Origin of the sequence: Bradyrhizobium sp. I71 (assembly GCF_022354745.1) — a bacterium.
Lineage (GTDB): Bacteria > Pseudomonadota > Alphaproteobacteria > Rhizobiales > Xanthobacteraceae > Bradyrhizobium > Bradyrhizobium liaoningense.
Genome location: NZ_CP059398.1, coordinates 7,441,388 through 7,463,160 on the forward strand (window position 1 = coordinate 7,441,388; position 21,773 = coordinate 7,463,160).

Genomic DNA, 21,773 nt, shown 5'->3' on the forward strand with positions numbered 1-21,773 from the left:
AACCGGGGGCGCCTTGCGGGCGCACGTCGCCGACGTGCGCCTTCCTGCGACGATCACACGAAGGGCGGCTTGATGTTGCTGCGCTTCTCCAGCCACTCCGGCACCGGCAGGTTCTTGGCCCGCATGAAGTCCGCGTTGAACAGCTTCGACAGATAGCGGCTGCCGGAATCGCACAGCACGGTGACGATCGTCTTGCCGGGCCCGAGCTGCTTGGCAAGGCGGATCGCGCCGACCACGTTGATGCCGGTCGAGCCGCCGAGGCACAGGCCTTCGTGCTGCAGCAGCTCGTAGATCGCGCTGACGGCTTCGGCATCAGGAATGAGATGGGTCTCGTCGACCTTGGCTGTCTCGACGATCGCAGTGGCGCGGTTGAGGCCGATGCCCTCGGTAATCGAGCCGCCGGGCGTCGCCTTGGCCTCACCGGTCCTGAAATACTCGTACATGCCGGCGCCGTGCGGATCGGCGCAGGCAATCCGGACGTTCTTGCTCTTCTCTTTCAGATAGCGGCTGACGCCGGCCAGCGTGCCGCCGCTGCCGACCGAGCAGACGAAGCCGTCGACTTTGCCGCCGGTCTGCTCCCAGATCTCGGGGCCGGTGGATTCGTAATGCGCCTTGGCGTTGTCGAGGTTGTTCCACTGATCGGCAAACAGTACGCCGTTCGGCTCGGTCTTGCGCAGCTCGTCGGCGAGCCGCCGACCCACATGCTGGTAATTGTTGGGATTGGCATAGGGCAGGGCCGGCACCTCGATCAGCTCGGCGCCGCACAGCTTCAGAAAGTCCTTCTTTTCCTGGCTCTGCGTCTCCGGAATCACGATCAGGGTGCGGTACCCGCGCGCGCTCGCCACGACCGCGAGCCCGATGCCGGTATTGCCGGCGGTCGCTTCCACCACGAGACCCCCGGGCTTGAGCTCGCCGCGCTTCTCGGCCTCCAGGATCATCCATTTGCCGGCGCGGTCCTTGACCGACTGGCCCGGATTCATGAACTCGGCCTTGCCGAGAATGGTGCATCCGGTCAGTTCCGAGGCGCGCTTCAGCTTGATCAGCGGAGTGTTGCCGATGGCTTCGACAACGTCGTTTCGAATGGTCATGTCGGGGGAAATCACTGGCAAGGGGTTGATCAGCTTTGGCCAGAACCTAGTGCTTGGGAAGCCAAAGGGGAAGGCTTTTGCGCTGCGGCGAACCGGACCGAAACGCCCGCCCAAACAGTGATATTCCGAGCGGCGAGACCGGCGGTGATGCGCTCGGCCGCGAGGCGGGATACCGGTAGGAGGAAATCACTGAATGCCGTCGGGGGACGAAACGATAGCGCGCGTCGTGAGCGGTCTTGCGACCAATTCTTGCCAGGGACGAGACGGGTCGAAATCGAGGAGCGTGGGCAGCGCGTGGAAGGCCGAAGACATGTCGGGGCGATGGATGGAATCGCTTTCGGCAAATTGACGGTCTTGTGATGTGGCTCGAAGGCGCGACTGGGCCGAAAGCTGCGTGGTGCAGTCGAATTGAAGCTTAGCAGCCGGTGTGGCAGCAATATCACATGAAATCTTGGTAAGCTTGATCGCGTTTCCCGACGTCACGTAGTGAGAGAAGTCTCTGCGAGACAGGCACTTTTTTCATTCCTGTCAGTTTCGCGCCCGCTCGTTGGCACGGGTATCTCGCAACCGCGACACTGTCCCCCTGTTCCGTGCCCGGCTAGTATGAAGCTTGAGGTTCCGCAGAAAGCATCGCCTGTGAACGAGTTGCCGAAAGCCCCCCCACCGTCCTGCCGAGAATCGGTTAATCCCGCGGCGGGGTGGCGGCTCGATCTGCCCGGCGGGGGGTGGATGTGACACAACATGTTCCGGCGATCGCCATGTGGCGATCATTGCGCTCTGCGTCCTGGACGTGTCGTGCGGCGCGCTGGCTTGCGGTGCTGAGCCTCTCCGCCGGTTCAGGCGCTTGCGTGCTGACGCAGGATCTGCCCGACCCCGCGCTCGATGTTCCCGCGCAATACAAATATCCCGGGAAAGGGGATGTGCCGCCGTCACTGGATTGGTGGCGCGGCTTCCGCTCAGCGGAGCTGACGCAGCTGATGGTGGAGGCGCAGACTGTCAACCTCGACATCGCCGCTGCCGTTTCGCGCATCGTCCAGGCCGATGCCCAGGCGCGGCAGGCGGGCGCGGCGCTGCTGCCGAGCCTGTCGACAGCCGGCTCGGAAACCTATTCGCGCACCTCGGGTTCGAGCGCCTCCGGTCTGTCCATCGGCGGGCGCGAGGTCGTCAATTATTCGGCCTCGCTCAGCGCGAGCTATCAGCTCGACTTCTGGGGCCAGAACCGCGACGCGCTGCAGACGGCGGAGGAGACCGCAAACGCCAATCGTTTCGATCGCGACACGGTCGCGCTGACGACGCTCGCAGCGGTCGCCAACGCCTATTTCCAGGTGCTGGCCTCGCAGGACCGCATCAGGACCTCACAGCGCAACATCGCGAGCGCGCAGCGCATTCTCGATGCGGTCCGGGAACGCCGGAGGGCCGGCACCGGCACCGATCTCGACGTCGCCCAGCAGGAGAGCGTGCTTGCGAACCAGAAAGCCCTGGTGCCGCCGCTGCGCCAGACGCTGGACCAGAACGTCAACGCGCTCGCCGTGCTGGTCTCGCGCCCGCCGGAGAGCGTGCGCGTGCTCGGCGGCTCGCTGGACCGGATCGCGATCCCACGCGTCACGCCCGGCCTGCCGTCGGAGCTGCTGACGCAGCGACCGGACATCCGCCGGCAGGAGGCGCAGCTCGCCTCCGCCACCGCGAACATCGGCAATGCCCGCGCGCAGTTCTTTCCGACCATCCAGCTCACCGGCAATGGCGGCTACCAGAGCTCGGCGCTGGTCTCGCTGTTCCAGCCGCACGCGGCCTTCTTCCAGCTCGTCGGCAGCGCCACGCAGCCGATCTTCGACGGCGGCCGGATCCTCGGCAATTTCGAATTTGCCAAGGCGCGCCAGGACGAGCTGCTCCAGACCTACCGCAAGACCATCGTCCAGGCCTTTGCCGACGTCGACAATGCGCTGTTCTCGATCAAGCAGACCACGATCCGGCTGCAATTGCAGCGCGACGTCGTGGCCGCCTCGCGCCGCGCCTTCGATCTGTCGGAGCAGCAATTGCGCGCCGGCACTGCCGACATCGTGACCGTGCTCAACACCCAACTGACCCTGTTCCAGGCGGAAGACGTGCTGTCGCAGGCGCAACTCGCACGGCTTCTCGCCATCGTCAGCCTGTACCAGGCGCTCGGCGGCGGTTGGGAGCCGCGAATGGAGAAACCGGTCAATGCTCTTTAAGCCGGATACGAAGCAGGGCGCGGAAAAGGGGACGGCGAAAAAATCGCGCGGCCGCGGCTTCGTCATGACTCTGATCACGCTCGCGATCCTGGGCGGCCTTGGCTACCTCGGCTGGATCGTCACGCAACAGCAACAGGCCAACAACCGCATCCAGCGTCCCGATCTGCCGGTGCCCGTGCTGGCGGCGAGCCCGCGCATCCAGGACGTGCCGGTTTATCTCGACGGCGTTGGGGCGATCCGCGCGCTCAACACCGTGACCGTGCGCTCGCAGGTCGACGGCAAGCTGATCGCCGTCAACTTCACGGAGGGCCAGGACGTCAAGAAGGGCGACGTGCTAGGCGAGATCGATCCGGCGATCTATCAGGCGCAGTACGACCAGGCGGTGGCCAAGAAGGCGCAGGACGAGGCCCAGCTCGCCAATCAGCGCATCGATCTCGCCCGCTACGAGCAGCTCGCCGCTTCCAATGCCGGCTCCAAGCAGCAGGCCGACACCCAGCGCGCGCTGGTGGCGCAGACCGAGGCGCTGGTGAAAGCCGACCAGGCCGCGATCGACAACGCGGCCGCGACGCTGAGCTACACCAAGATCGTGGCGCCGATCGCGGGCCGGGCCGGCCTGCGCCAGGTTGATCAGGGCAACATCGTCCACGCCTCCGACACCACGGGTCTCGTGGTGATCACGCAATTGCAGCCGATCGCGGTGTGGTTCAGCCTGCCGCAGCAGCAGATCATGCGCGTCAACGCGGCCGCCGCAAAGGGCACGCTCGCCGTCGACGTGTTCGGAAACGACGGCATCACCGTGATCGACACCGGCAAGCTTACCGGCATCGACAACCAGGTCGACCAGACCACCGGCACGCTCAAGCTCAAGGCGGAATTTCCGAACGCCCAGTACCAGCTTTGGCCTGGCCAGTTCGTCAATGTCCGCCTCAAGGTCGAGACCTTGATGCAGGCGCTGGTGGTGCCGACCTCAGCGGTGCAGCGCGGTCCGATCGGGACCTTCAGCTACGTCATCGGCGAGGACAACATCGTCTCGGCCAAGCCCGTGACGGTGACCCAGCAGAACGAGCATGACGCCGTCATCGCCAGCGGCCTCTCGCCGAACGACAAGGTCGTCACCACGGGCTTTGCCAATCTGTCCGATGGCTCCAAGGTGATCGTGGGCCGCGACGACCAGACCCCGTCGGCCGATCTCGCGCCGCGCAAGCGCTCGCGCGGGCCGGACGCCCAGAAGAAGGAGGGTGCCAAAGAAGGCCAGAAGGACGGCCAAGGCAAGGAGGGCGAATTCCGCGCCAAGCGGAAGAGCAGCGAGGGCGACCAGAAGGGACAGACCGGGCCGGCACCGGGGCCGGGAGCATCGGGAAGTGGAGCGAAGCAGCCATGATCCCGACAACAGCCGCCTGAGCGGCAGGCAGATCCCATGGGTGTCTCCGAACCCTTCATCCGACGGCCGATAGCGACCTCGCTGCTTGGCATTGCGCTCTTGATCGGCGGGCTGCTGGGCTATTTCGCGCTGCCGGTCTCGGCGCTGCCTCAGGTCGATTTCCCGACCGTGCAGGTGACGACGCAGCTTCCGGGCGCCAGCCCCGACGTGATCGCCTCGCTGATCACCGCGCCGCTGGAGCGGCAGCTCGGCCAGATCCCATCACTGTCGGCGATGAACTCGACCAGCTCGTTCGGTGTCAGCCAGATCTCGCTCCAGTTCGACCTCAACCGCGATATCGACGGTGCGACCCAGGACGTACAGGCCGCGATCAATGCCGCGGCCGGCGTGCTGCCCAAGACGCTGCCTTATCCGCCGACCTACGCCAAGGTGAACCCGGCGGATGCGCCGGTGATGACGCTGGCGCTGCGCTCCGACACGATCTCGTTGCGCGTGATGAGCGACATCGCCGACACCATTCTGGCGCAGCGTTTGAGCCAGATCTCGGGCGTTGGACGGGTCTCGGTCCTCGGCGGGCTGAAGCCGGCAGTGCGCATCCAGGCCGATCTCGCGCGCCTTGCGGCCTACGGCATCGCCATGGAAGATCTGCGCACTGCGATCGCCAATGCCAATGTCTCGGGGCCGAAGGGCTCGCTCGACGGCGCGCAGCAATCCTACATCATCGCAGCCAACGACCAGATCGCCGCCGCCGACGCCTACAGGCCGGTCATCATCGCCTATCGCAACGGCTCGCCCGTCACCATCGGCGACGTCGCCCAGATCGTCGACGGCCTCGAGAACGACCGCACCGGCGGCTGGTACCAGGGCACGCCGGCGGTCATCATCGACATCCAGCGCCAGCCCGGCGCCAACGTCATCGACGTCGTCAGCCAGATCCGCGCCGAGATTCCAAAGGTCCAGCGCGCGATCCCGGCCGGCGTCAACCTCACCATCGTCTCGGACCGCACCGTCACCATCCGCGCCTCGGTGCGTGACGTGCAGTTTACGTTGATCCTTGCCGTCGTGCTGGTGACGCTGGTGGTGCTGCTGTTCCTGCGCTCGCTGCGCGCCACGCTGATTGCCGGCGTCGCGCTGCCGCTGTCGTTGATCACGAGCTTCGGCATCATGTATTTTGCCGGCTTCAGCCTCGACAATCTCTCGCTGATGGCGCTCACGATCGGCACCGGCTTCGTCGTCGACGACGCCATCGTCATGATCGAGAATATCGTCCGCCACATGGAGAACGGCGACAGTGCGATGGAGGCCTCGCTGAAAGGCGCCAGCGAGATCGGCTTCACCGTGATCTCGCTGACGGTGTCGCTGATAGCAGTCTTCATTCCGCTGCTGTTCATGTCGGGTCTCGTCGGGCGCATGTTCCGCGAATTCGCACTGACCTTGACGATCGCGGTCGTGACGTCGGCGGTGGTTTCGCTGACGCTGACGCCGATGATGTGCTCGCGCCTGCTCAAGCACGCCCATGAGGAGCTGGCGGTGCCGGGCTTGGCCGCGATCAGCCGCTTCATCGACCGTACGGTCGATGGCTATCACAGATCGCTTTTGTGGGTCCTGGAGCGCCAGCGCGCCACGTTGGTCGTGACCTTCGCCACGCTGATCGCAACCCTCGTGCTCTATGTTGTCGCGCCCAAGGGGTTCCTCCCGCTGCAGGACACTGCCTCGATCACGGCGGTGACGGAGGCTGGGCCCGACGTGTCGTTTGCGGAGATGAAGAGACGGCAGGCCGAGGCGGCCGACGCCATCAGGGCCGACCCCGACGTGGTCGGCGTGGTCTCGGTGATCGGCGCGGGCTCGGTCAACCCGACCACCAATGTCGGCCGGCTCGTCATGAGCCTGAAGCCGCGCGGCGAGCGGCGTGACGACATCACGGGCGTCGTGGCCCGGCTGAAAGAGCGGGTATCAGGCATCCCCGGCATGACCGTCTATTTCCAGCCGGTGCAGGACGTGCAGATCTCGACCCAGTCGAGCCGCTCGCAATACCAGTACACGCTGACCGGCACCGATGCGACGCTGGTCTCAGAATGGGCGCGCAAGCTGGTTGCGGAGATGCGGCGCGATCCCTTGTTCCGGGACGTCTCCTCCGAGGCGCAAGAGGGGGGCTTGCGGGCCCAGCTCGATGTCGACCGCACCCGCGCCGGCCAGCTCGGCGTCAGCCTTCAGGCCATCACCGACACGCTCAACGATGCCTTCGCCCAGCGGCAGATCTCGACCATTTACGGGCAGGCCAACCAGTACCGTGTGGTGCTGGAAGCGCTGCCGATGTACCAGCGCGATCCCTCGATCCTGTCAAAGCTCTATCTGCCGGGCGCCGCCAGCACCACCGTCGGCGCGCCCAACGCCCAGGTGCCGCTGTCGGCGGTGGCGACGCTGAAGCGGACAACGGCGCCGCTCGCGATCTCGCACCAGGCGCAATTCCCGTCCGTGTCGCTCAGCTTCAACCTCGCGCCGGGCGCGGCGCTTGGCGATGCCGTCGAGGCCGTGAAGACCATCGAGACCCGCATCGGCATGCCCAACAGCATCGTCGGCGTCTATGCCGGCGATGCCGCCGAATTCGCCAAGGCGCTCGCCGGACAGCCCTGGCTGCTGCTCGCTGCCGTGATCACCATCTACATCGTGCTGGGCGTGCTCTATGAGAGCTACATCCATCCGATCACGATCCTCTCGACGTTGCCCTCGGCCGGTGTCGGCGCGATCCTGGCGCTGATGCTGTGCGGTCAGGATCTCTCGGTGATCGGCCTGATCGGCATCATCCTCCTGATGGGCATCGTCAAGAAGAACGCGATCATGATGATCGACTTCGCGCTGGAGGCCGAGCGCCGGCAGGGCATGTCGCCGAACGAGGCGATCGTGCAGGCGTGTCTCTTGCGCTTTCGTCCCATCATGATGACGACGCTGGCGGCGCTGTTCGGCGCGCTGCCGCTCGCGATCGAGAGCGGCACCGGCGCCGAGCTGCGATTCCCGCTCGGCATCTCCATCATCGGTGGCCTGCTCCTGAGCCAGCTCCTGACGCTCTACACCACCCCCGTGATCTATCTCGCACTCGACCGCATCAACCGCCGCCTCGAGCAGGCGCTGCCGCCCGCCGAATCCGGCGGGCCGCCGGTCGCCGGCGCGACCGAGGGGATGCAGTGATGGCATCGATCTCGGAGCCCTTCATCCGCCGCCCGGTTGCGACCACGCTGCTGTCGATCGGGCTGTTCCTGCTGGGTGTCGTCGCCTACCATTTCCTTCCCGTCGCCTCGGTCCCGAACGTCGATTTTCCCGCCATCTTCGTCTCGGCCAGCCGGCCCGGCGCGGATCCGTCCGTGATGGCGGCCACGGTGGCTTCGCCACTGGAGCGGCGGTTGGGCGAGATCGCCGGCATCAACCAGATCACCTCGACCTCGACCCTCGGCACGACCAGCATCCAGCTCCAGTTCGACATCGGCCGCAACATCGACAAGGCCGCACGCGACGTGCAGGCGGCGATCAATGCCGCGATGGTCGACCTGCCGAGCGACCTGCCGACGCTGCCGCGCTTCCGCAAGGCGAACACGGCCGGAGCGCCGGTTTTCGTGCTGGCGCTGACCTCGAAGACGCTGTCGGCAAGCGCGATCTACGACGTCGCCGATACCGTGCTGGCGCAGCGCATCTCGCAGGTGCCGGGCGTCGGTGACGTCACCGTGTCCGGTGCCGACCAGCCGGCCGTGCGGGTGCAGCTCAACCCCGTGGCGCTGTCGAACGCCGGGATCGCCACCGACGACGTCCGGACCGCGATCATCAACGCCAACCCGCTCGGTCCCGTCGGCATTTTCGAGGGCGAGCGTCAGAGCGAGACGCTGGCGCTCAATCGGCAGATGCGCACTGCGAAAGAGTTCCGCGACATCATCATCAAGAGCTCCAACGGCAATTTCGTGCGGCTCTCGGACGTCGCCGACATCGAGGATTCCGTCCGCAACGCCCGCTCGATCGCCTGGTTCAACAAGCAGCCGGCGGTGCTGATCCAGATCACCAAGCAGGGTGATGCCAACGTCATCGACACCGTCGACAGTGTGAAGGCGCTGATCCCGGCGCTGAAGCAGTGGATCCCGGCCGGCGTCGAGATCTCCACTTTGGTCGACCGTACCGGCACGATCCGCGCCAGCGTGCTGGACATGCAGTGGACCTTGCTGGCGACCGCGTTCCTGGTGATGGCCGTGGTGTTCGTGTTCCTGCGGCGGCTGACCCCGACCATCGCGGCTGGCATCTCGGTGCCGCTGGCGCTGGCCGGCACCTGCGCCGGCATGTGGGTCGCGGGCTTCTCGATCGACAATCTGTCGCTGATGGCGCTGGCGATTTCCGTCGGCTTCGTGGTCGACGACGCCATCGTCATGATCGAGAACATGTACCGCAACCTCGAGCATGGCATGCGGCCGTTCCAAGCGGCGCAGGAGGGCGCGAAGCAGATCGGCTTCACGGTGGTCTCGATCAGCCTGTCGCTGATCGCGGCGTTCACGCCGCTGATCTTCATGGACGGCATCGTCGGCCGGCTGCTGCGCGAGTTCTCGCTGACGCTGACCTTCGCCATCCTGGTCTCGACGCTGGTGTCGCTCACGGTCACGCCGATGATCTGCGCCCATTACATCCGGCAGACGACGTCCGGCACCGCGACCCTGTTCGACCGCGTCGTCGAAGGCTCGCTGTCGCGCCTCGTCGCCTTCTACGCCCGCACCTTGCGCACCGTGCTGGAATTTCCGCTCCTGACGCTGCTGGTGTTCTTCGCGACCATCGCGCTCACGGTGACACTCTATATCAAGGTCCCCAAGGGCTATTTCCCGACGGACGATTCCGGTTTCATCATCGGCGCGACGCGCGCCTCGGCCGACATCTCGTTCCAGTCGATGCTTGGTCTGCAGCAGCGGCTGGCCGACATCGTGATGCAGGATCCGGCCGTGGCTGGCATCGGCTCGACCGTCGGCAGCGGAGGCGGGCCGGGCGGGGCGACCTCGAACCGCGGCACCATGTTCATCAGCCTGAAGCCGCCGGAAGAGCGCGACCACGTCTCGACGCAGGTCGTGATCGACCGCCTCAGGCGCGCGCTGTACCCCGTCCCCGGCATCCGCCTCTTCATGTTCGCCGCCCAGGACGTGCGCGCCGGCGGACGGCAGAGCGATTCCGATTACCAGTACACGCTCTCCAGCACCGATCTCGGCCTGTTGCAGAAATGGGCGCCAATCGTGGCCAAACGCATGGAGAGCGTGGAGGGCATCACCGACATCTCCAGCGATCGCGATCCTGGCGGGCTTCAGCTCACGCTTTCCATCGACCGCCAGAAAGCCTCGGCGCTCGGCGTCAGGGTTCAGGACATCGACAACGCGCTCAACAATGCGTTCGCGCAGCGGCAGATCTCGATCATCTATACCCAGCGCAACCAGTACATGATCGTGCTGGAGATCGACCCGAAATTCCAGGTCGATCCCTCCAACCTCGATCGCATCTATGTCGCCGGCGCGGGCGACGCCCAGGTGCCTCTCTCGGCCGTGGTGCATGCGACGCGCGGGCTCGCCGCGCTGGCGGTCTATCACTCGCAATCGTTCCCTTCGACCACAGTGTCGTTCAACCTGCTGCCGGACGTGCCGCTGCAGGCCGCAACGCAGAACATCCAGCGCGCGGTCGAGGAATTGCACATGCCAGAGGGCATTCGCGGCAGCTTCGACGGCAATGCCGGGGACTTCGCCAGGACCAGCGGCCGTCAGCCGCTCCTGATCCTCGGCGCGCTGGTCGCGATGTATATCGTGCTGGGGGTGCTCTATGAGAGCCTTGCCCATCCGCTCACGATCATCTCGACGCTGCCCTCGGCCGGGCTCGGCGCACTGCTCGCCTTGCAGATCACCAACACGCCGCTGACGGTGATCGCCTTCGTCGGCATCATCCTGCTCATCGGCATCGTCAAGAAGAACGGCATCATGATGGTGGATTTCGCGCTCGACGCCGAACGCCGGCGCGGCCTGTCCTCGGCGGAGGCGATCTTCGAGGCCTGCCAGGCGCGCTTCCGTCCGATCCTGATGACGACCATGGCGGCGCTGTTCGCCGGCATTCCGCTCGTGGTCGCGACCGGCCCCGGCACGGAGCTGCGCCGCCCGCTCGGCATCACCATCATCGGCGGCCTGTTCGTCTCGCAGATCCTGACACTCTACACCACGCCAGTGATCTATCTCCTGATCGACCGCCTGCGGCGCCGTTCCGAGCCGCGTCCGCTGCCGGCACCGGCGGAATAGGTTGTTGAAGCGGCGCGCGAAGCGTATAGCGCGCCCATGTCGAACCCAGCTGATACGGCCGCTGCCGATCCCATTCCCGAATGCCCGCACTGCCAGAAGCCGATGCCGCTGTGCATCTGCGACAGCGTCACCCCGATCGAAAACCGGCTGTCGCTCTTGATCCTCCAGCATCCGCAGGAGCAGGACAGGGCGCTCGGCACCGCGCGGCTGCTTGCCAGGCATTTCGCCGATGCCACAGTGCGGGTCGGCCTGTCCTGGCCGAGCCTGTCCAAGGCGCTGGGGCGGCCGGTCGAGAACGCCTCGCACTGGGCCGTGCTCTACCTCGGCTCGGCGCGCGCGGCCGATCTCGAGGCCGAAGGCGAGATCGTCGCGCTCAACCGCAAGGGTGAGGTCGCCGAGAACCAGCGCGCGATCCTCGGCAAGCTCGAAGGCGTGGTGCTGCTCGACGGCACCTGGAGCCAGGCCAAGGCGCTGTGGTGGCGCAATCCGTGGATGCTCAAGTGCCAGCGCGTGATCCTCAATCCGGCGCACCCCTCGCGTTACGGACGTCTGCGCCGCGAGCCGCGCAGCGACGGGCTCTCGACCATCGAGGCCGCGGCGACGATCCTCGCCGGGCTCGAGCGGCGTCCGGACATCGCCGACACGCTGCATGCGAGTTTTGAGCGGCTGTTGACACGATACCGCGAGGTCCAGGCCGAGATGCCGGAATTGGCGCCCAAACCTGCCCCGAAGGGCCGCCAGCGCGACTTCCGGCGTCGCAAACGCGCCTGACTTCGATCCACATCGGAAGAGCCCCGTCGCCGCCATGGTCGGACGAAGGCGGTTGCCTAAACGCTTCATCCCCTATATTGCTCCGCCCTTACGGGGCCACGTGGCGGAGTGGTTACGCGCCGGTCTGCAAAACCGTTTACTCGGGTTCGAGTCCCGACGTGGCCTCCATTTAAATCAATGACTTAGTCGGGGGCCAAGAGCTGCGTTGGGGACCCGCTAGGGACCCTTCTTCAGAGGGATGGGGCTCGCTGGAACACTCGGGGTACCGAGTGTGAGTTCCCGACAATTGCAGGTCTTTCACCGTCGGGCCGTTATCGAGTCTCCGCCTGCCGATGCCAGCGCCGATAGCCTTGGCGGCGTCGAAGCGGATGACGGGTTCGGCTACTACTTCAAAAGGTGATGCGCACGCACGCTCGGTACGCGCGAGCTAGTGGATTTCCACCCACATTGCGGAGGCGGCAGGCGTTCACATCGCCGGGCGCTTAGAGGAAGTGGACGATTGGTCCGCTATTGCCTCGGGCAGAGACATCTTGTCCTGAACAACCTTCATGCTAAGTTTGAGTTTGGATCCGGCCAAACCTGATGGCCGACGCGATTTTTTTGCGACTGCCGCCGGAAAACCGGTACTCGGGAAAGTCCGTAGGATGCCAGACAACGTCGCTTTGTTCGCCATCATCATTCTGTTGCTTCCGATGGCCTATTTCCTGCTAGCAGCACCGGCCTTTCTGCTGGTGAGATTGGACATCCCACCCGTTGCCTTGCTATTGCGCTCCATGTTCAGTGGTTATTTCCTGACTGTGGCAATTGCCGGCGTCGTTGGAACGATGGCCCTCGCAGTGACTGGCCGTCTACTTCTAACCGCTGGAATAGGCTTGATAGCCGCATTCGCGGCCTTGTCTCGCCGCTGGTTCTTGCGGCGGATGGATGCCCGGCTCAGTGAGAGCGGAGCTGACGCCGCACGCCAGCTGCGACGGCTACACTGGGGCGGCATGCTGAGCAACGCGGTCCAAGTTGCCGCTGTCGTGGCCTGCATTCCTTATATCGCAGTCGCGCCGCAATCCGTTTGACGTCGGCGGCCTGCAAAACCGTGTACACCAGTTCAATTCTGGTCGTGGCCCGCTGGCGGATTGCCAGCCTTCGTCTGGCCGCCTTTGAGCGGCTGCATTCTACCTTCCGCCAGTTCCAAACGGGGTGGCGGGCTGACACCGGGTTTGTCCGGGCCTCCCGCAAACCAGCGATTTAGGCCCACTGGCATAGAGTTCGCATCGGTGAGGTGGAATATCCGATCAATCGAGCGCTGGAGAAACCGTGGGCGAGATCGTCCGATTTGTTCCGAAATCCGAGCTGGAGCGGGCTCGCCTCATTCGTGAGGCGCGTGCGATCTATGACAGCATCTTTCCGCCGGCTGCACCCGACCGGGCGCCGCAGGACGGCGAGGAACGTATCAAGAGTTGATCCTGGTCGCGCCCGGCCCGGGCTCGATATTGCCAAAGCGCCCGCGAGGGGGCCGCATCCGGTCAGGCGAAAGCGCCCTCAGCAGGCCGCGTACCAGCCGTCGGGAAAGGGCAGGAGGGGCCAAGCGCCCTCGTTGTCATTGGCGGCCTTGGGCATCGCGTCGAAACTCCACGAGCGGGGCACGAATTCCTCCTCCGGCGCGGGAGCCAGATCTTCAAGGACCATGACGTCCCTGACGGCATCCAGCAGCAAGTTGAATTCGGCTTCGCTCATCACACCCTCCGGAACGCGGATGAGGCAATGTCGCAAAGCCGGCTTGTTTTCGGATTGACCCGATCGCTCGCATTTTAACGATCCGGCGATCGGGACCCGATTGGTTAGCGATTCCTGAAAAAGTCCCGCGCGAATCCTACGTGCCGCCACGGCCTCGTTGGTGTGAAAGAGATCACATTCCCACTGGCTTATTTCTCCTGGCTCTTCGCACCAAAGTCGCCCGGCGCAGGCCGGGAGGCCAGCGCGGAACGGAGCAGCGAGGGGCATGCACCCCTGTTTACCGCCTCTGCGCCGGCGAGATCCCCGACGTCCGCGCCATCACGGCCTGCTTGCGCCGCAACCGGTCCAGCCTCAACGAGGCCTGTCGCGCGGCACGATCAGGCTGGCGGCTGAGTTGTGCGGCCTGTGGGTTTGTGCGCAGCAAGTACCTCGCACGGGCTCACGAATCCGGCATAGTGAGCCTGTGGATATGCTGCGGACAGGCTGTGTAGGGCCGGTGGATTTGCTGCGGATGCCGACCGTAGATGCTTCTGTCCGGGGGCGCATCTCCATCGGAAAATGTTACATCTCTGTCAAATCATCTCACCAAATGATTCTCTGATCGGGCATATCGCTGCGGCAGCCGGGATTATTTGGTTCTCCCGAATTCGAAAATCCCGCCCCGCACCGCTTCGTGGCATGCGAACAGTTTTTGTGCAGCCGTCTGCCCAAACGCCGGGCGCACTCCATCCAATTTTTTGTACGTCCGCGGACAAGCTTTTTGCAGCGCACTCCCGCACCCTTCCGCCCCGATCACTGGACCATGGCAGGCGCCATGACATTTCGGAGGAACTGGCGAGATGGAGAAATCGGTTTGGCCCCAGGCGCAGCGGGGAGTGGCGCGCGCATCATTGCCACGGCGCAAGCTCTTGCTCGGTGCCGCCATTGCTTTCGGCCTCGTCGTTGCCGCTCCGTTGAGCGCGCAGGCCGCAGCGCCCGCTGCCTGCGCCGCGCTCCAGGAAAAGTACCCGGACTGGAAGGGCAAGACGCTCGTCAACGCCATCAACCCGCACACGCCGGGCTATGAGACGATCGATCCCAAGGATCCCAGCAAGTATATCGGCTTCGACATCGATCTCGGCGAAGCCATCGGCGAATGTCTCGGCTTCAAGCTGACCTACAAGCCGGTGACGTTCGCGGCACTCCTGACCACGCTCGCCGCCGGACAAGCCGATATCGTGATCTCCGACATCTACGCCACCAAGGAGCGCGCCAAGGCCGCCGACTTCATCACCTACTCGAAGGTGTTCGACGGCGTGCTGGTCGCCAAGGGCAATCCGAAGGGCATCAACGGCATCAACATGTCGCTGTGCGGCGCCGCTGCCGCCGAAAACACCGGCTATGTCGAGGTGCCCCTGATCCAGGCGCTGATCCCGGAGTGCAAGAAGGCCGGCAAGCCCGAACCGACCATCCAGCTCTACGACAACAACGCCAACTGCATTCAGGCGATCCTCGCCGGCCGCGCCGACACCTACATCAACGACGTCAACACCGTCGACAGCGCCGTAAAAGCCTATCCGGACAAGCTGGAGAAGGCGATCGCGGTGACGATCCCGTATTCCGTCGGCATCGCCGTGCCCAAGAACAAGCCGAAATTCCGCGACGCCGTGCTCGCCGCGCTGATCGAGGTGCAGAAGGCCGGCACGCACATGGAGCTTCTGAAGAAGCATGGGCTCGATGTGAACAACTTCATGGAGCCGGAAATTCTCACGGCCGACTGATGTCGCTGTTCCTCCACTATCTGAGCATGCCGTATCTGCTCGCGGGCATCGAGCTCACCCTCGAGGTGACTGCCCTCGGGCTCGGCGGCGGATTGATCCTCGGATTGATCCTCGCCGGCATGCAGCTATCCCGCTTCTGGCCCCTGGCGGCGATCGCCAGGGCCTATACCGTGATCTTCCGCGGCACGCCGCTGATCCTTCAGATGGTGTTCGCCTACGACGCGCTGCCGCATATCGGCATCAAGCTGCCGGCGGTGCTGGCCGCCGGCCTCGCGCTCGCCTGCAACGAGGCGCCGTTCATCGCGGAGATGCTGCGTGCCGGCGTGCTCGGCGTCGACCGCGGGCAGCTGACGGCGGGGCAGGCGCTGGGCATGACGCCGTCAGTGCTGATGCGCAGGATCATCGCGCCGCAGGCCATCCGCACCACGATCCCGGCCTTCGGCAACGAGGCGGTGAGCGCGCTGAAGAATTCCTCGCTCGCCTCCGTCGTCGCGGTGCAGGAGCTGACCTTGCGCTCGACGCAGTTGGCGTCCTCGACCTTCGACTTCTTCTCGATCTTCTTCGCCTCGGGTCTGCTCTATCTCGTGCTGACCGCAACCATCAGCGCGATCCAGCTCTTCGTCGAATGGCTGCTCGATCTCGACCGCACCACCCGCCGCGAGCGCAAGCTCGCCGATTATCTGCCCTGGCGCCGTGTCGATCTGGTCACCAAGCTCGAACTCGCCGATGCGACCGTCGCCGATCCCGAGCCCGCACCAGCAGAGCTGGCCGCCACCCCGCCGCTGGCCCTGACGCGCGAGGAGCGCGCCCGCCGCGCCGCGACGATTGCGCGCAACAATATCGCGGTCGAGGTGAAGGACCTCACCAAGAGCTACGGCCCCCAGAAGGTGCTCGCCGGTCTCGACCTCACGGTGCGCGTCGGCGAAGTGGTCGCGCTGCTCGGGCCCAGCGGCTCCGGCAAGAGCACGCTTCTTCGCTGCATCAACCATCTCGAAAACTGGGACGCCGGCACCGTGCGCGTCGGCGGCCGGCGCCTCGGCTTCAGCGAGAACGGCAAGCCGTTGTCGCCGCGGGCGATCGCCAATGAGCGCGCCAGTGTCGGCGTCGGCATGGTGTTCCAGCAGTTCAATCTGTTCGCGCATCTGTCGGCGAAGGAGAACATCGCCGGTCCCCTGCGCTGGGTTCACGGCATGACCCGCATCGATGCCGACCGTCGCGCCGCCGAGCTGCTCGACCGCGTCGGGCTCTCGCATCGCGCCCACGCGCTGCCGCGGCATCTGTCCGGCGGCCAGCAGCAGCGCGTCGCCATCGCCCGCGCGCTGGCGCCGAACCCGAGCGTGCTGCTGCTGGACGAGCCGACCTCGGCGCTCGATCCGGAGCTGGTCAACGAAGTGCTGGAAGTGATCCGCCGCCTCGCCATCGACGACGGCCTCACCATGATCATCTCGACGCACCAGATCCGCTTCGCTGACGAGGTCGCCGACCGCGTCGCCTTCCTGAGCGGCGGTGCGATCATCGAGGAAGGGCCGGCGCACGAGGTGCTCTCCAATCCCCGCAATCCGCTGACGGCGCGATTCCTCAGCGTGATGGAAGCCGACAAGACTCCGGAGGCGGTGCGATGAGCGGCGCATCCGCAAGGTTCAAGACTCCCGAAGAGGCCACCTCATGAAGCATGTCACGCTGCCGGTTTCGCCGAAAACCGTCCACTGGGGCTATTTCTCCAAGACAGTCGCGCCGGCCCTGACGCTGCGCTCAGGTGATCGCGCCACCATCGAAACACTGACCCATCATGCCAATGACGATTACGAGCGCATGATCCAGGGCGATCCCGGCGCCGAGAGCGTGTTCCAGTGGACGCGCGAGCACAAGGCCGTCGCGCGCCGCGGCTCCGGCCCGACGGAGGGTCCGTTCATTCGCGGCGCAGGCGAGGGGATCGGCGTGCATTTGCTCACCGGACCGGTCGCAATCGAAGGCGCCGAGCCCGGCGACATTCTGGAGGTGCGCATCCTCGACGTGCGGCCACGGCCGAGCTGCAGCGCCTGCCATGCCGGCCGCTGCTTCGGCTCCAACGTCGCAGCCAATTGGGGCTTTCACTATCACGACCTGATCGAGGAGCCGAAGCCGCGCGAGGTCGTCACCATCTTCGAGCTGGACACCTCCGGCGAGCCCTATGCGAAGGCGGTCTACAATTACGTCTGGACGCCGCAGACCGATCCTGACGGCATCGTGCATCCGACCATCGACTATCCCGGCGTCCGCGTCGACCACGCCACCATCAGGAAGCGCGAGAACATCCTCTCCAGTGTGAAGGTGCCGGCGCGACTGCATTTCGGCACGATGGGCCTCGCACCGTCGGAGGCCGACTTCGTCAGCTCGATTCCGCCGAGCTACACCGGCGGCAACATCGACGACTGGCGCATCGGCAAGGGCGCGCGGATGTTCTATCCGGTTGCCGTCCCCGGCGCTTATTTCTCGGTCGGCGATCCTCACGCCGCGCAGGGCGACAGCGAGCTCGGCGGCACCGCGATCGAGACCTCGCTGACCGGCGACTTCGAGTTCATCCTGCACAAGAAGGCCGACCTTGCCGGCACCAGCCTCGAAGGCCTCGACCACCCGATGCTGGAGACCGACCACGCCTGGTCGTTCTACGGTTTCACCTATCCGAACTATCTCGCCACGCTCGGCGCCGATGCACAAACCGAGATTGCCAATCACTCGAGTCTCGACCGTGCGATGCGCGATGCGTTCAGAAAGCTCCGCCGCTTCCTGATGACCGCGCATCGTCTCAGCGAGGACGAGGCGATCTCGCTGATGTCGGTCGGGGCCGATTTCGGCGTCACCCAGGTCGTCGACGCCAATTGGGGCGTCCACGGCACGATCCGCAAGAACATCTTCCGGTGCGACTGAATCTCTCCACGTCGTCCTGCTCTAACGCTCTGAAGAGCAGCCCGTTTTTCAGGATCGGATGGTGACCGACGAACCTCGTCTTCGGCCCGTCGCTGCGACGGATGACCGCGTGCGTCTGGCACGGAGGTTGCTTCGATCGACTGCAATCTGGGTCGATCCGATGAGCTTCCGCCCGTTCACGAGCGAGTCCTACGCGCAAGACGACCGCCCAGAAGCCTGGCGGGACGTGCTGGCCGCGGTCGGCCTGCAGCCGGCGGGTGGCCACAGCGTATTGGACGGACACGCGACCGCATCGCACCGGCATGCCGCCGGTGTCGCGCTGACGCGCATGGCTGCGGGCGCGCAGAGCGTCGTTCCGCTCTCACGAGCAAGCGATGACCTTCCCATCGCGCTGATGCCGGTCGAGGACGGCATGGTGCTGAGGAGCGCCGGCAGCCATCGTATCGTTCCCGTCGGTCATCTCGTGCTGCTGCCGCGCAGCGGCGATTGGAGCATCGTGTTCCAGCGCGACATGCGCGCCATCGTGCTGTCGGTGACATCGGAGGCGCTGCACGGCCGCCTCTCGGGCAAGCCGCGGCTCGGCGGGCCCCGCGTCGTTCCACCGAGCGGCTTTGCCGACGTCTTCTCCCGGCTGCTCGATGCCACTGCACGGACGCTCGACACCCTGAGCGATCCCGAATGGAATTCGGTCGCGCAATCCTTCGTCGATCTGCTGCTGACGCTGGTGCATCAGCTGGCGTCCTCGGCCTCCGATGCTGGATCGAGCGCGACGCAGGCCGCGCTGCTGCACCGGATCTGCCAGACCATCGAGCGTCGCCTCGACGATCCCGATCTGGTGCCGGCGCGTGTCGCGCAGGCCGAGGGAATTTCCGAACGTTACCTGCAAAAGCTGTTCGAGACGGTCGGGGACAATTTCACCCACTACGTTCGCGAGCGCCGCCTCCAGCGCGCCTGGGCCGACCTATCCAACCCAACCGAGGCGCATCGCTCGATCTCGGAGATCGCCTACGCCTACGGTTTTGGCGACTCCGCGCATTTCAGCCGCGCCTTCCGACATCGCTTCGGCCTGCCGCCGCGCGAGTTTCGCCAGCAGGAGGCGGAGCGCGCGACTGCCCAGCACGGCGTCGCCGGCCAGCGCGGCTGGCCGCAGGAGGCACTGGCGCAGCTTCGCGTCCATCAGAGCGTGGAGACGCGCAGCAGCGTCGCCTGCGCCGGCGCCGAGGCGCGCACGACCGCCGAACGCCGTCATCACCATCTGCCGGTCGAGGCCAGCCGCGTCCATTGGGGCTATTTCAGCCGCTCGCTGCCGCCGCAGATCGAGATCGCCTCGGGCGACACCATCACCGTCGAGACGCTGACGCAGCACGCCTCCGACGATCCCGAGCTGATGATCGCCGGCGATGCCGCTGCCGAAAGCGTGTTCGGCTGGACACGGGACAGGAAGAACGTCGACCGCCGCGGCGCAGGGCCCATGGATGCCAGCGTGTTCGGCCGCGGTGCCGGCGAGGGGTTCGGCGTGCACATCTGCACCGGACCCGTCGCTGTGAAGGACGCCCAGCCAGGTGATGTGCTGGAGGTGCGCATCCTGGACATCGTGCCGCGGGCGAGCCGCAATCCGAACCATGCGGGCCGCGTGTTCGGCTCCTCGGTCGCGGCGTGGTGGGGCTATCACTACAACGAGTTTCTCGGCGGTCCCAAGCCGCGCGAAGCGGTCACCATCTACGAGATCTTCGACGACGCCGAGGTGCCGCACGCCCGGGCGCTCTATTCCTACCGCTGGGAGCCGCAGACCGATCCGTTTGGCGTCGTGCACACCACCTACGATTACCCCGGCGTTCCCGTCGCATCCGCCACGATCAAGCGCCGCCATGCCGTACTCGACGGCATCAAGATCCCCCTGCGTCCGCATTTCGGCGTGATCGCTGTGGCGCCGCGCGAGGTCGATTTCGTCGATTCCGTGCCGCCGTCCTATTTCGGCGGCAATCTCGACAATTGGCGGCTGGGGAAGGGGGCGGCCGTGTATCTTCCGGTCTCTGTTCCCGGGGCACTGCTGTCGGTCGGCGATCCCCATGCCGCGCAGGGCGACGGCGAGCTCAGCGGCACCGCAATCGAGTGCTCGATGACTGGCACCTTCGAGGTGATCCTGCACAAGAAGGCCGATCTCGCCGGCCAGCCCTTCGCCGATCTCTCTTACCCCCTGATCGAGACCGAGACCGATTGGGTGCTGACCGGCTTCAGCCACCCGAACTATCTCGCGGAGTTCGGCGCGCAAGGGCAGAGCGAGGTCTACGCCAAGTCCTCGCTCGACCTCGCCATGAAGGACGCGTTCCGCAAGATGCGGCGCTTCCTGATGAACGTCAAAGGCCTCAGCGAGGACGAGGCGATCGCGCTGATGTCGGCCGCCGTCGATTTCGGCGTGACGCAGGTGGTCGACGGCAATTGGGGCGTGCACGCAATCCTCAGCAAGCGCCTGTTTCAGGACGCATCTTAACAAGGACACTCAAGTGAAATTCCACATGATCAGCGGCGGACCGAAGCCGGTCGCGCCTTTCAGCCATGCGGTAGAAACCGATGGCTTCGTCTTCGTCACGGGCCAGATGCCGGACACGCCGCAGGCGCCGGGCGTGCTGCCCGAAGGCATCGTCGCGCAGACCCGCGCCGTGATGGAGAACCTGAAAGTGGTGCTCGCCGGCCTCGATCTCGGCCTCGAGCATGTCGTGATGACGCGCGTGTATCTGACCCGCTTCAAGGAGGACTATGCCGCGATGAACGAGACCTACCGCACGTTCTTCGCGCCGGATCGCCTGCCGGCGCGCACCTGCGTCGGCGTGACCGGGCTTGCCTACGACGCGCTGATCGAGATCGATCTGGTGTGCCGGCGGCCGTGATCAAGATTCAGCAAAGCTCGGGCGAGACAAGCCGCGAGGAAGCGCGCGCGTGTCTGCAACAGAGATTTGCGTCGCTGGAGAGAGGCGTTGCTTCGAGCTCCGTCGTTGCGAGCGTAGCGCAAGCATCCAGAACCCATCCTCGGAAAGTCCCTGAAGGAGGGGCCGTTCCAGACCTTCCTCAAGGTGCGTTGCGGATGATGACGAATTCGTCCTTTGCAAGCGCTAGCGGCTTTGTTATACGCAGCCGCGCGCGAACGAACGGTTCGCCTTTTCCTCGGTAGCTCAGCGGTAGAGCATCCGACTGTTAATCGGATGGTCGCTGGTTCGAATCCAGCCCGGGGAGCCAAATTTTGCTGACAACTCAGTAATTTATGTCCGCATCCTCATGCGGCGCGTGATCTTCTTCGCCTGACTTTGGAGCACGGTCTTCGCAATCCAGCGTGGAATCACGCTTGAACGGATGTGTGCGCGGGCGCGGGCGCGCCATGCGGGCGGCGCCAAATCGACTCAATTCCAATCGAGCATCGACCCGCCGGACATTTACGGAGCTCATTCCATGCCAGACATCCAGGCCGACCGTTCTCTCATGGCCCCCTCGATTCTGCCGGCCGACGTTCCCGAACTCAGCGACGACGAATGCATCGCCCGTCTGGCGCGTGCGGTCGAGACGCCGGATTCGGCGCGGCTGGACGAGGTCGCAGCTCTGATCGGCCGCCTCGCTGTGGCGATCGAGTAGGACTGGTCGACCCT

Annotated in this window: 15 protein-coding genes and 2 tRNA genes; 15 read left to right on the plus strand and 2 right to left on the minus strand. The window is 65.3% G+C overall.

What is annotated here, in order from left to right:
- Positions 1 to 53: 53 nt before the first annotated feature.
- Positions 54 to 1,088, minus strand: a complete 1,035-nt coding sequence (locus FJV43_RS35405; RefSeq protein ID WP_239623526.1) for a cysteine synthase A — start codon at positions 1,086 to 1,088, stop codon at positions 54 to 56.
- Positions 1,089 to 1,846: 758 nt separating this feature from the next.
- Here FJV43_RS35405 and FJV43_RS35410 point away from each other — a divergent pair.
- The 8 genes from FJV43_RS35410 (at position 1,847) to FJV43_RS35445 (ending at position 13,195) form a co-directional block, all read left to right on the plus strand.
- Positions 1,847 to 3,298, plus strand: coding sequence for an efflux transporter outer membrane subunit (locus FJV43_RS35410; RefSeq protein ID WP_239623527.1), 1,452 nt, complete (start codon positions 1,847 to 1,849; stop codon positions 3,296 to 3,298).
- Positions 3,288 to 4,679 (plus strand): efflux RND transporter periplasmic adaptor subunit, encoded by a 1,392-nt coding sequence (locus tag FJV43_RS35415; protein ID WP_239623528.1) that lies wholly within the window; start codon positions 3,288 to 3,290, stop codon positions 4,677 to 4,679. The genes FJV43_RS35410 and FJV43_RS35415 overlap by 11 nt, the downstream gene beginning before the upstream one ends.
- 36 nt (positions 4,680 to 4,715) lie before the next feature.
- Positions 4,716 to 7,865, plus strand: a complete 3,150-nt coding sequence (locus FJV43_RS35420; RefSeq protein WP_239623529.1) for an efflux RND transporter permease subunit — start codon at positions 4,716 to 4,718, stop codon at positions 7,863 to 7,865.
- Positions 7,865 to 10,969, plus strand: coding sequence for an efflux RND transporter permease subunit (locus FJV43_RS35425; RefSeq protein ID WP_239623530.1), 3,105 nt, complete (start codon positions 7,865 to 7,867; stop codon positions 10,967 to 10,969). Before FJV43_RS35420 ends, FJV43_RS35425 begins: the two co-directional genes overlap by 1 nt.
- A 36-nt stretch (positions 10,970 to 11,005) precedes the next feature.
- Positions 11,006 to 11,740, plus strand: coding sequence for a tRNA-uridine aminocarboxypropyltransferase (locus FJV43_RS35430; RefSeq protein WP_239623531.1), 735 nt, complete (start codon positions 11,006 to 11,008; stop codon positions 11,738 to 11,740).
- 94 nt (positions 11,741 to 11,834) lie between these two features.
- Positions 11,835 to 11,908 (plus strand) — tRNA-Cys (locus FJV43_RS35435).
- A 476-nt stretch (positions 11,909 to 12,384) separates the two neighbouring features.
- The gene (locus FJV43_RS35440) at positions 12,385 to 12,807 is read left to right on the plus strand and encodes a hypothetical protein (protein ID WP_239623532.1); all 423 of its coding nucleotides are present in this window, start codon (positions 12,385 to 12,387) and stop codon (positions 12,805 to 12,807) included.
- A gap of 241 nt (positions 12,808 to 13,048) precedes the next feature.
- Positions 13,049 to 13,195, plus strand: a complete 147-nt coding sequence (locus FJV43_RS35445; protein WP_239623533.1) for a hypothetical protein — start codon at positions 13,049 to 13,051, stop codon at positions 13,193 to 13,195.
- A 78-nt stretch (positions 13,196 to 13,273) separates the two neighbouring features.
- Here the strand turns inward: FJV43_RS35445 and FJV43_RS35450 are convergent, their stop codons facing one another.
- Entirely contained in the window at positions 13,274 to 13,468 is a 195-nt protein-coding gene (locus FJV43_RS35450) for a hypothetical protein (protein WP_239623534.1), read from the minus strand.
- Positions 13,469 to 14,307: 839 nt separating this feature from the next.
- On the opposite strand from FJV43_RS35450, the gene FJV43_RS35455 reads away from it, so the two are divergent.
- From FJV43_RS35455 to FJV43_RS35485, 7 genes are all read left to right on the plus strand, one after another.
- Positions 14,308 to 15,228, plus strand: coding sequence for an ABC transporter substrate-binding protein (locus FJV43_RS35455; RefSeq protein ID WP_239623535.1), 921 nt, complete (start codon positions 14,308 to 14,310; stop codon positions 15,226 to 15,228).
- Positions 15,228 to 16,850 carry an amino acid ABC transporter permease/ATP-binding protein gene (locus tag FJV43_RS35460; RefSeq protein ID WP_239623536.1) on the plus strand — a complete coding sequence of 541 codons (1,623 nt, stop codon included), beginning with the start codon at positions 15,228 to 15,230 and terminating at the stop codon, positions 16,848 to 16,850. The genes FJV43_RS35455 and FJV43_RS35460 overlap by 1 nt, the downstream gene beginning before the upstream one ends.
- A gap of 43 nt (positions 16,851 to 16,893) precedes the next feature.
- Positions 16,894 to 18,135: an acetamidase/formamidase family protein gene (locus tag FJV43_RS35465; protein ID WP_239623537.1), complete on the plus strand. Its 1,242-nt coding sequence runs from the start codon at positions 16,894 to 16,896 to the stop codon at positions 18,133 to 18,135.
- A gap of 160 nt (positions 18,136 to 18,295) precedes the next feature.
- Positions 18,296 to 20,626 (plus strand): acetamidase/formamidase family protein, encoded by a 2,331-nt coding sequence (locus tag FJV43_RS35470; protein ID WP_239623538.1) that lies wholly within the window; start codon positions 18,296 to 18,298, stop codon positions 20,624 to 20,626.
- Positions 20,627 to 20,639: 13 nt separating this feature from the next.
- Positions 20,640 to 21,023: a RidA family protein gene (locus FJV43_RS35475; protein WP_061881558.1), complete on the plus strand. Its 384-nt coding sequence runs from the start codon at positions 20,640 to 20,642 to the stop codon at positions 21,021 to 21,023.
- A 271-nt stretch (positions 21,024 to 21,294) separates the two neighbouring features.
- Positions 21,295 to 21,369, plus strand: a tRNA-Asn gene (locus FJV43_RS35480).
- A 210-nt stretch (positions 21,370 to 21,579) separates the two neighbouring features.
- On the plus strand, positions 21,580 to 21,759 hold the full coding sequence (locus tag FJV43_RS35485; protein ID WP_028176399.1) for a hypothetical protein: 180 nt from the start codon (positions 21,580 to 21,582) through the stop codon (positions 21,757 to 21,759).
- Positions 21,760 to 21,773: the final 14 nt, after the last annotated feature.